Source organism: uncultured Martelella sp. (assembly GCF_963677965.2).
Classification (GTDB): Bacteria; Pseudomonadota; Alphaproteobacteria; order Rhizobiales; family Rhizobiaceae; genus Martelella; species Martelella mangrovi.
In genome coordinates this window covers 230,414-242,575 of record NZ_CAXXFM010000001.1, presented here as the reverse complement: position 1 = coordinate 242,575, position 12,162 = coordinate 230,414, and the positions used below count along the sequence as shown (strand labels likewise).

At 59.0% G+C, this 12,162-nt stretch carries 18 protein-coding genes; 16 read left to right on the top strand and 2 right to left on the bottom strand.

The window, feature by feature from the left end; translation table 11 throughout:
* Nucleotides 1-7: 7 nt before the first annotated feature.
* The 15 genes from rplX (at nt 8) to rplQ (ending at nt 9,012) form a co-directional block, all read left to right on the top strand.
* Entirely contained in the window at nt 8-319 is a 312-nt protein-coding gene (rplX, locus tag ACHZCU_RS01375) for a 50S ribosomal protein L24 (protein WP_106313044.1), read from the top strand.
* Complete coding sequence (rplE, locus tag ACHZCU_RS01370; protein WP_106313047.1) at nt 312-869, top strand: 50S ribosomal protein L5; 558 nt, start codon at nt 312-314, stop codon at nt 867-869. The genes rplX and rplE overlap by 8 nt, the downstream gene beginning before the upstream one ends.
* Nucleotides 870-901: 32 nt before the next feature.
* Complete coding sequence (gene rpsN, locus ACHZCU_RS01365) at nt 902-1,207, top strand: 30S ribosomal protein S14 (protein WP_024708096.1); 306 nt, start codon at nt 902-904, stop codon at nt 1,205-1,207.
* A gap of 11 nt (nt 1,208-1,218) precedes the next feature.
* A complete protein-coding gene (gene rpsH / locus ACHZCU_RS01360; protein WP_106313051.1) occupies nt 1,219-1,617 on the top strand; it encodes a 30S ribosomal protein S8 in 399 nt (132 codons plus the stop codon).
* A 43-nt stretch (nt 1,618-1,660) separates the two neighbouring features.
* Nucleotides 1,661-2,194: a 50S ribosomal protein L6 gene (gene rplF / locus ACHZCU_RS01355; protein WP_319517348.1), complete on the top strand. Its 534-nt coding sequence runs from the start codon at nt 1,661-1,663 to the stop codon at nt 2,192-2,194.
* Nucleotides 2,195-2,206: 12 nt separating this feature from the next.
* Nucleotides 2,207-2,569, top strand: a complete 363-nt coding sequence (rplR, locus tag ACHZCU_RS01350) for a 50S ribosomal protein L18 (RefSeq protein ID WP_106313056.1) — start codon at nt 2,207-2,209, stop codon at nt 2,567-2,569.
* 171 nt (nt 2,570-2,740) lie between these two features.
* A complete protein-coding gene (gene rpsE / locus ACHZCU_RS01345) occupies nt 2,741-3,310 on the top strand; it encodes a 30S ribosomal protein S5 (protein ID WP_106313059.1) in 570 nt (189 codons plus the stop codon).
* Between the two features lie 12 nt (nt 3,311-3,322).
* Nucleotides 3,323-3,523 (top strand): 50S ribosomal protein L30, encoded by a 201-nt coding sequence (gene rpmD, locus ACHZCU_RS01340; protein WP_106313062.1) that lies wholly within the window; start codon nt 3,323-3,325, stop codon nt 3,521-3,523.
* A 14-nt stretch (nt 3,524-3,537) separates the two neighbouring features.
* Nucleotides 3,538-4,014, top strand: coding sequence for a 50S ribosomal protein L15 (rplO, locus tag ACHZCU_RS01335; protein ID WP_319517347.1), 477 nt, complete (start codon nt 3,538-3,540; stop codon nt 4,012-4,014).
* Between the two features lie 222 nt (nt 4,015-4,236).
* Nucleotides 4,237-5,574, top strand: coding sequence for a preprotein translocase subunit SecY (gene secY, locus ACHZCU_RS01330; RefSeq protein WP_106313068.1), 1,338 nt, complete (start codon nt 4,237-4,239; stop codon nt 5,572-5,574).
* On the top strand, nt 5,571-6,221 hold the full coding sequence (locus tag ACHZCU_RS01325; protein ID WP_319517346.1) for an adenylate kinase: 651 nt from the start codon (nt 5,571-5,573) through the stop codon (nt 6,219-6,221). The genes secY and ACHZCU_RS01325 overlap by 4 nt, the downstream gene beginning before the upstream one ends.
* A gap of 308 nt (nt 6,222-6,529) precedes the next feature.
* The gene (gene rpsM / locus ACHZCU_RS01320) at nt 6,530-6,898 is read left to right on the top strand and encodes a 30S ribosomal protein S13 (protein ID WP_106313074.1); all 369 of its coding nucleotides are present in this window, start codon (nt 6,530-6,532) and stop codon (nt 6,896-6,898) included.
* Between the two features lie 142 nt (nt 6,899-7,040).
* Nucleotides 7,041-7,430 carry a 30S ribosomal protein S11 gene (gene rpsK, locus ACHZCU_RS01315; protein WP_106313077.1) on the top strand — a complete coding sequence of 130 codons (390 nt, stop codon included), beginning with the start codon at nt 7,041-7,043 and terminating at the stop codon, nt 7,428-7,430.
* A 97-nt stretch (nt 7,431-7,527) separates the two neighbouring features.
* The gene (locus tag ACHZCU_RS01310; protein ID WP_106313080.1) at nt 7,528-8,538 is read left to right on the top strand and encodes a DNA-directed RNA polymerase subunit alpha; all 1,011 of its coding nucleotides are present in this window, start codon (nt 7,528-7,530) and stop codon (nt 8,536-8,538) included.
* Between the two features lie 45 nt (nt 8,539-8,583).
* On the top strand, nt 8,584-9,012 hold the full coding sequence (gene rplQ, locus ACHZCU_RS01305) for a 50S ribosomal protein L17 (protein WP_319517345.1): 429 nt from the start codon (nt 8,584-8,586) through the stop codon (nt 9,010-9,012).
* A 379-nt stretch (nt 9,013-9,391) separates the two neighbouring features.
* On the opposite strand, the gene ACHZCU_RS01300 is transcribed toward rplQ, so the two are convergent.
* Nucleotides 9,392-10,207, bottom strand: a complete 816-nt coding sequence (locus ACHZCU_RS01300) for a DUF817 domain-containing protein (RefSeq protein ID WP_319519724.1) — start codon at nt 10,205-10,207, stop codon at nt 9,392-9,394.
* Nucleotides 10,208-10,857: 650 nt separating this feature from the next.
* Here ACHZCU_RS01300 and ACHZCU_RS01295 point away from each other — a divergent pair.
* Nucleotides 10,858-11,430: a DoxX family protein gene (locus ACHZCU_RS01295; protein WP_319517344.1), complete on the top strand. Its 573-nt coding sequence runs from the start codon at nt 10,858-10,860 to the stop codon at nt 11,428-11,430.
* A 70-nt stretch (nt 11,431-11,500) separates the two neighbouring features.
* Here ACHZCU_RS01295 and msrQ read toward each other — a convergent pair whose 3' ends face one another.
* Nucleotides 11,501-12,154 (bottom strand): protein-methionine-sulfoxide reductase heme-binding subunit MsrQ, encoded by a 654-nt coding sequence (gene msrQ / locus ACHZCU_RS01290; protein ID WP_319517343.1) that lies wholly within the window; start codon nt 12,152-12,154, stop codon nt 11,501-11,503.
* Nucleotides 12,155-12,162 lie beyond the last annotated feature (8 nt).

Sequence of the window (12,162 nt, the reverse complement as noted above, 5' to 3'; positions counted from 1 at the left end):
GCGGAACATGCAGAGAATCAAAAAAGGCGACAAGGTCGTCGTCATCGCCGGTAAGGACAAGGGTCGTACTGGTGAAGTCGTTAAGGTTTTCCCGAAGGAAGACCGTGCCGTGGTTTCGGGCATCAATGTCGTGCGTCGCCATCAGAAGCAGTCGCAGACCGCCGAGGCCGGCATCATCACCAAGGAAGCACCGGTTCACCTGTCGAACCTCGCCGTGGCCGATCCCAAGGACGGCAAGCCGACCCGCGTCGGCTTCAAGGTCGAAGGCGAGACCAAGGTCCGCTATGCAAAGCGTTCGGGAGAAGTGATCGATGGCTGAAGCAAAGTATGAGCCGCGTCTGAAGACGGTATTCAACCAGTCCATTCGCGCGCAGATGCAGGAATCCTTCTCCTATGCCAACGAAATGATGATCCCGCGCCTGGACAAGGTCGTGATCAACATGGGTGTGGGCGAAGCCGTTGGTGACAGCAAGAAGCCGACCAATGCAGCAGCCGATCTTTCGGCGATTGCCGGCCAGAAGGCGATCATCACGCATGCACGCAATTCCATCGCCGGCTTCAAGGTCCGCGAAGGCATGCCGATCGGCGCCAAGGTGACGCTGCGCGGCAACCGCATGTATGAATTCGTTGACCGCCTCATCAACATCGCGCTTCCGCGCGTTCGCGACTTCCGCGGCCTTAATCCGAAGAGCTTTGACGGCCGTGGCAACTTCGCCATGGGCATCAAGGAGCACATCGTGTTCCCGGAGATCGAATACGACAAGGTCGATCAGATGTGGGGCATGGATATCATCGTTTGCACGACGGCGAACACGGACGACGAAGCACGGGCGCTACTGACAGCGTTCAACTTCCCGTTCCGCAAATAACCGTAACGACGAGCGTAGAAAAGGAAAACGACATGGCGAAAGTAAGCGCAGTCGAAAAGAACAAGCGCCGCCGCAAGACGGTCGCCCGGGACGCCGAGAAGCGTGCCGCGCTGAAAGCGATCATCAAGAACCAGGAGCTGCCGATCGAAGAGCGGTTCCGCGCTTCCCTGAAGCTGGCGGAAATGCCCCGCGATGGCTCCAAGACGCGTATCCGCAACCGCTGCGAAGTATCCGGTCGTCCGCGTGCGTATTACCGCAAGCTGGGCATGTCCCGTATCGCACTTCGTGATCTCGGCAACACCGGCAAGGTGCCGGGTGTCGTCAAGTCGAGCTGGTAAGGAGGCGTCCAATGGCAATGTCTGATCCCCTGGGCGATATGCTCACCCGTATCCGCAACGGTGCTTCGCGCCGCAAGTCCTCCGTGACCACGCCGGCTTCCAAGTTGCGCGCTCACGTTCTGGACGTGCTGCAGTCGGAAGGCTACATCCGCGGTTACACCCAGACCGAATTCGAAAACGGCAAGTCCGAAATCGAAATCGAGTTGAAGTATTACGAAAACGCATCGGTGATCCGCGAGATCGCCCGCGTTTCCAAGCCGGGCCGCCGGGTTTATGTCTCGGTCAAGTCCATTCCGCAGGTCGCAAATGGTCTGGGTATCACGATCCTGTCCACCCCCAAGGGTGTGATGGCTGATCACCAGGCACGCGAACAGAATGTTGGTGGTGAGGTTCTCTGCTCGGTCTTCTAAGGCTTTTTGCAGATCCTCCTAACGAAACAGACAGGTAGATAAAATGTCTCGTATCGGTAAAAGGCCCGTTCAGGTTCCGGCTGGTGTAACTGCGACCGTAGAAGGCCAGAAAGTCACAGCCAAGGGCCCCAAGGGCGAACTCTCCTTCGTCGCCAATGACGAAGTGAGCGTCAAGCTCGAGGACAACGCGATCGTTGTTGCCCCGATCAACCAGTCGAAGGACGCCCGCTCCAAGTGGGGCATGTCCCGGACCATGGTTGAAAACATCATCAATGGTGTCACCCAAGGCTACGAGCGCAAGCTCGAAATCAACGGCGTTGGTTACCGCGCGGCCATGCAGGGCAAGAACCTGCAGCTGTCGCTCGGTTTCTCCCACGAAGTTGTGTATCAGCCGCCGGAAGGCATCACGATCACCTGCCCGAAGCCGACGGAAATCACCGTTGCCGGCATCGACAAGCAGGTTGTCGGCCAGGTCGCTGCGAACATTCGCGAATATCGCGGTCCCGAACCCTACAAGGGCAAGGGCGTGAAATACGCGGAAGAGCGCATCGTCCGCAAGGAAGGCAAGAAGAAGTAAGGAACACGCGTTATGGCTAGCAGGAAAGAAACCATTGCACGCCGCGCCAGCCGCGTGCGCCGTCAGCTCAAGAAGGTGGCCAATGGCCGTCCGCGTCTGTCGGTCCATCGTTCTTCGAAGAACATCTACGCTCAGGTCATCGATGACACGGCAGGCCGCACGCTGGCAGCCGCTTCGTCGCTCGATGGATCGCTGAAGTCTTCGCTGAAGACCGGCGCCGACCGTGCGGCTGCAGAAGCCGTTGGCAAGCTCATCGCAGAGCGCGCCACCAAGGCCGGCGTCAAGGAAGTCGTGTTTGACCGCGGCGCCTTCATCTTCCACGGTCGCGTCAAGGCTCTTGCCGACGGCGCCCGCGAAGGTGGTCTGAGCTTCTGATGAAGCGGTGCGCCCTCCAGGTGAGGGCGCCCATGAAATCCGGCCAAGGCGATACTGTTCCTTTCGAAGCAAGTCGCCTTCGGTCATTCACCGGCCGCCACCCTGTCAGCAATGACAGAAGCGGCTTTCGCATATGCCGATTGCACCCGGAAAAGAAAAAGGAACAGGACAATGGCACAGGACAGACGGGGATCGCGCGACGATCGCCACAACAGGGATGAGCGCGACAGCGAATTTGTTGACAAGCTCGTTGCCATCAACCGCGTAGCCAAGACCGTCAAGGGCGGTCGCCGTATGGGCTTTGCAGCACTCGTCGTCGTTGGTGACGGCAAGGGCCGCGTTGGCTTCGGTCACGGCAAGGCACGCGAAGTACCGGAAGCCATCCGCAAGGCGACGGAAGCTGCCAAGCGCGAGATGATTTTCGTGCCGCTGCGCGACGGTCGTACGCTGCATCACGACGTCAAGGGCCGTCACGGCGCGGGCAAGGTTCTGCTGCGCACCGCCAAGGCCGGTACCGGTATCATTGCCGGTGGTCCGATGCGTGCCGTTTTCGAAACGCTGGGCGTTGCCGACGTGGTTGCCAAGTCGACCGGTTCGTCCAACCCCTACAACATGGTTCGCGCCACGTTCGACGCTCTCAAGAGCCAGATGCATCCCAAGGACATCGCAGCACAGCGTGGCCTTAAGTACGCTACGCTCCAGGCTCGCCGCCAGGCCGCCGGCGCGGTTGTCGACGAGTAAGGGGAGGCAAACATGGCCAAAGCTAGCACCAAGAAGACTGTCACCGTTGAGCAGATCGGCAGCCCGATCCGCCGTCCCGCCGTGCAGCGCCAGACGCTGATCGGTCTCGGTCTCAACAAGATGCATCGTGTACGCACGCTGGAAGATACCCCGGCTGTTCGCGGCATGATCAACAAGGTCGCCCATCTCGTGCGCGTCGTCGACGAGAAGTGAGACGGGAGTAGATTATGAAACTCAATGAAATCAAGGACCGCGAAGGCGCAACGCATTCGAAGAAGCGCGTCGGCCGTGGCATTGGCTCGGGCTCCGGCAAGACCGGCGGCCGCGGCGTCAAGGGTCAGAAGTCGCGTTCGGGCGTTGCCATCAACGGTTTCGAAGGCGGTCAGATGCCGATCTATCGCCGTCTGCCGAAGCGTGGTTTCACCAACATCTTCGCCAAGGACTTCACCGAAGTATCGCTGGGCCGCCTGCAGGCTGCCGTCGATGCCAAGAAGCTCGATGCCAAGAAGACGGTGACCGCCGAAGCGCTGAAGGAAGCCGGCGTGATTCGCCGCGTGAAGGACGGTGTACGCGTCCTGTCCGATGGCGAGCTGAAGGCGAAACTCACGCTTGAGGTTGCCGGCGCATCCAAGACGGCGATCGAGAAGATCGAAAAGGCCGGCGGTTCCATAACCGTGCTGGCCGGCGCCAAGAACGCTGAGTAAATAGCGCCGATTTGAAAAATGATCGCCCGGAGTGCTTCACACCGGGCGTTTTTTCTTCCATATGTGCCTCGACCACCGGCCGGCCTCGATCGTTCGTGTCCAGCGGGTGGTTTATCGCGAAGGCCGGTGAGCGCCCGTTGAGGGCTGCATGACGGCCCGGGCGATTTGGCACTTAATCGCATCGGGCGCTTCGCGCGGCCGTGCGGCGACGCGGAGATACGCATGGCTTCTGCAGCGGAACAACTTGCATCCAACCTCAATTTCTCGACCTTCGCGAAAGCGACGGATCTGAAGAAGCGCATCTGGTTTACCCTGCTGGCGCTTCTGGTCTACCGGCTCGGCACGCATATTCCGCTTCCCGGCATCAACCTCGATGCCTATGCGCAGGCTTTTCAGGGTCAGTCCGAGGGCATCCTCGGCATGTTCAACATGTTTTCCGGCGGCGCCGTGCAGCGCATGGCGATCTTTGCCCTGGGAATCATGCCCTACATCTCGGCTTCCATTATCGTGCAGCTCATGACGGCGGTGGTGCCGTCGCTTGAAGCGCTGAAGAAGGAAGGCGAGCAGGGCCGCAAGATCATCAACCAGTACACCCGCTATGGCACGGTGGTGCTGGCCACCGCGCAGGCCTACGGCATTGCGATCGGTCTGCAGTCCGGTAACAATCTGGTCAACAATCCCGGCTGGTTCTTCATTCTGTCCACGGTTGTCACGCTGGTCGGCGGCACCATGTTCCTGATGTGGCTCGGTGAGCAGATCACCTCGCGCGGCATCGGCAACGGTATTTCGCTGATCATCTTTTCGGGCATTGTCGCCGGTCTTCCCGCTGCTGTCGGCAACATGCTGGAACTGTCGCGCGTCGGTTCGATCTCGGCCTTCGTTGCCGTCGGCATTCTGGTCGTGGTCATTGCCGTGTTCGCGCTGATCGTGTTTGTCGAGCGCGCCCAGCGCCGCCTGCTGATCCAGTATCCGAAGCGCCAGGTCGGCAACCGGATGTTCCAGGGCGACACCTCGCACCTGCCGCTGAAGCTCAACACCTCGGGTGTTATTCCGGCGATCTTTGCCTCCTCGCTGCTGCTTCTGCCGGCAACGCTGGCCGGCTTCTCCTCGAGTGAGCTGCCGGGTTGGGCCACCAGCATCATCACCGCGCTCGGTCACGGGCAGGCGCTCTATATGGTCGCCTATGGTGCGCTGATTGCGTTCTTCGCATTTTTCTACACCGCCATCGTCTTCAACCCGAAGGAAACTGCGGACAATCTGAAGCGTCATGGCGGCTATATTCCGGGCATCCGTCCCGGTGAACGCACGGCCGAGTATATAGACTATGTTCTGACTCGCATTACCGTGGTCGGTGCGATCTATCTGGTGTTCGTGTGCATCCTGCCGGAAATCTTGGTGGCGCGCACGGGCGTTTCCCTGGCGCTGGGCGGCACCTCGCTGCTCATCATCGTCAGCGTCACGCTGGATACCGTATCGCAGATACAGGGACATCTGATCGCCCAGCAGTATGAAGGGCTGATCAAGAAATCGAAATTGCGGGGAGGAAAGAGGGGACGATGAGACTGATACTTCTGGGACCGCCCGGCGCCGGCAAGGGCACGCAGGCGCAGCGTATAGTCGCCAGTCATGGCATTCCGCAGCTTTCGACCGGGGACATGCTGCGCGCAGCCGTCGCCGCTCAGACCGAGGTCGGCAAGAAGGCCAAGGCCGTGATGGATGCCGGGGGGCTGGTATCCGACGATATCGTCATCGCCATCGTTTCGGAGCGAATCGATCAGCCCGACTGCAAGGACGGCTTCATCCTCGACGGTTTTCCGCGCACGCTGGTGCAGGCCGATGCGACCGGCAAGATGCTGGAAGCCAAGGGCCTCGACCTTGATGCCGTGATCGAAATCCAGGTGGATGACGAGACGCTGACGGAACGCATTGCCGGTCGTTACAGCTGCGCCAAGTGCGGCACGGGCTATCACGACGAATTCCACAAGCCTGCGGTAGACGGTGTCTGCGACAAGTGCGGCTCGACGGAATTCAAGCGCCGGCCCGACGATAATCGCGAGACCGTCGAAAAGCGCCTGCAGGCCTATTACAAGGAAACGGCGCCGCTGATCGGCTATTACTACGCCAAGGACAAGCTGACATCGGTTGACGGCATGGCCGATATGGACGCCGTAACCGCCAGCATCGAGAAGGTTCTGGCAGGCGTGTGATTCTGTTGTGCGACACCGTGTCTGAGACAGGTGTTGCCTGAGAAGAACGAATTCTGTGCGTCCGGCTGTCCCCTGGGGCTTCGGGCGTTACAAAAGTAAAGGAAATGGTTGCATTGAGGCGCTGTTTCCGCTATGAGCGCTCCAACTCGCAACACTGGGCAAAACCTTTAAAGTCCTTTTTATTTCGATCAGGACAGGGTTTTCTACGGAAATTTGTTGCGTCAGAGCTATTTAAGGCGGGCAGCCCCGTCGAAAGAAACCGGCAGTTTCCGCTAGCTGCCCAATAGATAATGCTAAGGAGAATCGGCGTGGCTCGTATTGCTGGCGTCAACATCCCGACTGCCAAGCGCGTTGTTATCGCGCTGCAGTATATTCACGGGATTGGACCGAAATTTGCACAGGACATCTGCGCTGCAGCTAACATTCCGGCAGAGCGCCGGGTGCATGAGCTGACGGATGCGGAAGTTCTGTCGATCCGTGAACAGATCGACCGTGACTACATGGTCGAAGGTGATCTGCGTCGCGAGAACTCGATGAACATCAAGCGTCTGATGGACCTTGGCTGCTACCGCGGCCTGCGTCATCGTCGTGGCCTTCCGGTCCACGGCCAGCGCACGCACACCAATGCCCGCACCCGCAAGGGGCCGGCAAAGGCGATTGCAGGCAAGAAGAAGTAATTTTCGGATTTCATCAATCCGGATGAAGCCGGCGGTTTGACGCCGGCTTTCTGCGTGAATGACCAGGTGACGGCAAAAGCCAGAACCTCGTCGGTGGAGCCGCTGGGATTACGGCGGTGAAGAGATCAACGGAAGGAAGATCATGGCCAAGGAAGCCACCCGCGTTCGCCGTCGCGAGCGCAAGAATATTTCGTCGGGCGTTGCCCACGTCAACTCGTCGTTCAACAATACGATGATCACCATCACGGACGCACAAGGCAACGCAATTGCCTGGTCGTCCGCTGGCGCTCAGGGTTTCAAGGGTTCGCGCAAGTCGACCCCGTTTGCTGCCCAGATTGCTGCTGAAGACTGCGCCAAGAAGGCTCAGGAACACGGCATGAAGTCGCTTGAAGTGGAAGTCTGCGGTCCCGGTTCGGGTCGTGAGTCGGCTCTGCGTGCGCTGCAGGCAGCCGGTTTCGTCATCACTTCCATTCGCGATGTCACGCCGATCCCGCACAATGGTTGCCGTCCGCGCAAGAAGCGCCGCGTCTGATTAACTGTCAATTTGCTCCGGTCTTTCCTCACGGGATGCCGGTTCTACGAAGGTCGGCCGTCACGATTGGATAGTGCGGCGAACGAAAGGTAGAAATATGATACAGAAAAACTGGCAGGAACTGATCAAGCCGAACAAGGTGGAATTCACCTCGAGCGGTACGAAGAAGGTGACGCTCGTCGCCGAGCCGCTGGAACGCGGTTTTGGCCTGACGCTCGGCAATGCGCTTCGTCGTGTTCTTCTGTCGTCGCTGCGCGGCGCTGCCGTGACCGCGGTTCAGATCGACGGCGTTCTGCATGAATTCTCGTCGATCCCGGGCGTTCGCGAGGATGTCACCGATATCGTCCTGAACATCAAGGAAATCGCCATCCGCATGGAAGGCGACGAGGCCAAGCGCATGGTTGTGCGCAAGCAGGGCCCCGGCGTTGTCACCGCAGGCGATATCCAGACTGTTGGCGATATCGAGATCCTCAATCCGGGCCTCGTTCTCTGCACGCTCGATGAAGGCGCTGAAATCCGCATGGAATTCACCGTCAACAACGGCAAGGGCTATGTGCCTGCAGAACGTAACCGTGCGGAAGATGCGCCGATCGGTCTCATTCCGGTCGACAGCCTCTATTCGCCGATCCGCAAGGTTTCCTACAAGGTCGAGAATACCCGTGAGGGACAGGTTCTCGACTATGACAAGCTGCTGATGACGATCGAGACGGATGGTTCGGTCTCCGGTGAAGACGCGGTTGCCTTTGCAGCCCGCATTCTCCAGGACCAGCTTTCGGTCTTCGTCAACTTCGAAGAACCGCAGAAGGATCAGGAAGAGGACGATGTCACCGAACTCGCCTTCAACCCGGCTCTTCTGAAGAAGGTCGACGAGCTGGAACTTTCGGTCCGTTCGGCCAACTGCCTGAAGAACGACAACATCGTCTACATCGGCGATCTCATCCAGAAGACCGAAGCCGAAATGCTGCGTACGCCGAATTTCGGTCGGAAGTCCCTGAACGAGATCAAGGAAGTGCTGGCCTCCATGGGCCTGCATCTGGGCATGGAAGTGCCGGCCTGGCCGCCGGAAAATATCGAAGACCTCGCAAAGCGTTACGAGGATCAGTATTAAACGTCATACTGCGGGCTGACCGCCTGCAAGTGAAGGAGAATAGCAATGCGCCATAAGAATGCAGGCCGCAAGCTGAACAGAACGGCAAGCCATCGCAAGGCGATGTTTGCCAACATGGCCGTCTCGCTCATCGTGCATGAGCAGATTGTCACGACGCTGCCCAAGGCCAAGGAAATCCGTCCGATCGTTGAAAAGCTGATCACGCTCGGCAAGCGCGGCGATCTGCATGCCCGCCGTCAGGCGATCGCGCAGGTCAAGGATGTCGAAGCCGTCAAGAAGCTGTTCGACGTTCTGGCTTCCCGTTACGCCGAGCGCAACGGCGGCTACACCCGCATCATGAAGGCCGGCTTCCGCTACGGCGACAACGCTCCGCTCGCCGTCATCGAATTCGTTGACCGCGACGTGGACGCCAAGGGCGCAGACGACAAGGCCCGCGTCGAGGCCGAAGCCTCATCGGAAATGGAAGCCGCGTAAGACGCGCTTTCCGTTTTGAGAGTTTGAAGAGCCGGGGGCGAAAGCCTCCGGCTTTTTCGTTGAAAGCTTCAATGCGCCATTGCCGTCATGCCGAGGTTGTTCCGTCGCTGTTCGTGTCATGCTTTGGCTTGCACCCGTGGCTGGTCTGGTGATCCGGCCAGTATTACAGCCTTTCTGTTGACCGCAACCGTAACGACTTGTGTCATCCTCGTGCCTGACACGAGGATCCAGTCACAGTTGCAGCGATAAAGGCGACTGATTTCATGACTCCGCGGATCAAACCGGTAAGTTCTCGTCGGAGGTGAAGTGGTACGTGGATCCTCGTGTCAGGCACGAGGATGACGCCTGAGAGAGGCGTGAATGCGAACCCTAAACCTTCTCACCGCGGAATATGAACCGTCTCCCGCACATGTTTCAGCGAGACGACGATGGTAAACGTCATGATCACCAGCAGCGTCCATGAGCTCCATTTGCCGAGGTGAACGGTCGACCAGGCGCCGATCTGGTCGGGATACTGCCAGATGGCGAAGAAGGTTGAGATGTTTTCGGCAAGCCAGATGAAGAAGCCGATCAGGATGAAGGCGAGCAGCATCGGCATCTTGCGGTCGCGATCATAGGGGCGGAAGACGACGGTGGCCCGCGCATAAAGGCCGATGGCAAGCGCTGCGATATACCAGCGGTAATCGCCGATGAAATGGTGGGTGAAGAAATTGGCGTAGATCAGTAGCGCCACCAGCGCTGCCATCCAGTAGGGCGGATGGTGCAGGATGCGCACCTGAAGGATGCGCCAGGCCTGAATGATATAGCTGCCGACGGCGGCATACATGAAGCCGGAAAACATCGGCACGCCGAAAAGCTTGGTATAGGCGAAATCGGGATAGGACCATGACTGGATCGCGCCCGATGTCTTGAACACTTCCAGCGCAAAGCCGACGACATGAAACAGGCAGATTGCCCTGAATTCGTCCCACGTCTCCAGCCCGAGCCGGATCATGGCGAACTGTATCGCAAGTGCGATGACCAGCAGGACATCATAGCGTGGTAGGCCCATGATCCCTTCGCGCGGCACGATGAAGATCGAGACGAAGAACAGACCGGCAAACAGGCACGCCCGCGCCTCCTTGAGGCCGAAGAACAGGAACTCGACACAGAAGCGGCGGATGCCCCTGAGGCCGGGCGCCGGCGCGATATCCATGAGCCATATGTCGAGCGAGCCGATGAGCGGCAGTGAAATTGTGCGCAAGTCACGTCCCTGATGCTGGTGCTGTTGCCGCGATGAAGCTAGCGGGGGCTATACGGCGAAAGCATGGCGCTTAACACAGGCCGCCGGTATTCGCGAGGTTTGTCTTGCTGTTCCGGCAGCGTGGAGAGCGGTCCAACCAAAATTCCGGTTGCTGTGCCGCTGCCAGTGAGACCGCTCCAAGAGTATTGCGGTCAGCGCACCGGCCTTTCTTGTGGCCACAAACTTCCCACTTGGGTCATTCTCGTGCTCGACACGAGGATCCATGTCCTTCCCCAACACGTGATGCAGGTTGCCGGTTTGATGATCTGAACCTCATAAAGCTCAATCGTTTTATTGCCGCAACTGTGATTGGATCCTCGGGTCGAGCCTGAGGATGATACATGAGAGTGTGGCGCCGACCTCCATGCAGCATGGAGCGCGGTGCGAAAAGTGATGGTCGGTTTTGGCGCGCTTCGCAATCCTTTCCGTCGGTAAGTCAAGCCTTCAAAAGGTGAACGGACTGTTCAGGTTTTCACCGTTCGGATTTTGATCCCGGTCAACTTTTCCGGGCGCGTTCTGCCTATCTTGTGGGCATCGAACACCTGCTTTATGGGGACTGAAAAATGAGCGATATCACTTTTAAAAACGAACCGGCGCGGCTTTATTTCCCGTTTCTTGCCGGTTTTTATGACCGGGTTGCCCAGCCGCTGGCCTGGGTTGCTTTCCGTGTTGCGATCGGCGGCCTTCTCGCCATCGAGGGCTGGCCGAAGATCACCCATCCGATGGGGCAGGTGGGGTTTGTCGAAAACCTGCATTTCTACCCCGGCTGGCTCTGGTCGCCGACACTTGCCGCCATCCAGTTCTTCGGCGGCATATTGATCGTGCTGGGTCTGTTTACCCGTGCCGCCGCGCTGGCGAATGCGGTCATGCTGTCGATCACGATCGTGTTCCACTACACGCACCCCTATGGCCATGCCTTTCTGACCCCGGCCGGTATTGAGGCTTTGACAACACATGCGGAGTTTTTCACCAGCGCCGCACAGCGCCGGCTTGCCGATGGCGGCCATGCCTTCCTTGAACTGGCGCAGGGAAAGGCGGAACAGGATTCCTGGTTCTGGGCTGGCGGTGCGTTCCTCTTTGCAGCATTCGGCGGCCGCTATTTCGCACTCGACAATATGATGAAGAAGATTTTCTGACTGCCACTTGCAGAACAGCGCGAACGGGCCGGGCATTTTTGCACCGGCCCGTTGGCTTCAGGAATATCCGTCAGGCCGCCATACGGGCGGCTTTTTTGCGTGCGCGTCTGCGCTCCATCAGCCAGGGCCGTACGATCCGGTAGCCCAGAAGCAGAACCACCGCGGCGATATAAAACATGATTTCCGGGCCGATGACCTTGCGGCTCATGGCAAAGTGAAGCGTGCCCAATGCCGCGATCACATAGACGAGCTTGTGCAGGCGGATCCAGTTCTGCTTCAGCTTGCGGATGGCGTAATTGCTGGAGGTCAGCGCCAGCGGCACGAGCAGGATCAGCGCCAGCATGCCGAAGGTGATGAACGGACGCTTGATGACGTCCTGAACGACCACGGCGAGGTTCATCTGCTGGTCGAGCACCAGATAGACCAGGAAATGGAACGAGACGTAATAAAAGCCGAGCAGGCCCAGCGCGCGGCGAAAGCGCAGCAGGTTGACGCCGGCAAGGTCTTTCAGCGGCGTGACGCAGAGGGTGAGCAGGATGAACCGCAAGGCCCAAATGCCAAGCAGGTGCTCAAACGTCTTGACCGGGTCGACCCCGAGCCGGTTGGTGGCGCCAAGCCAGAAATACCAGATCGCGGGCAGAAGGCCGACCGCGTAGAGCGCCCAGACGGGGGCGGAGCGCTTCAGGCTCTGGCCCTTACGCTTTTTCGGTTTTGTTGCTTTCATCGCCGGGC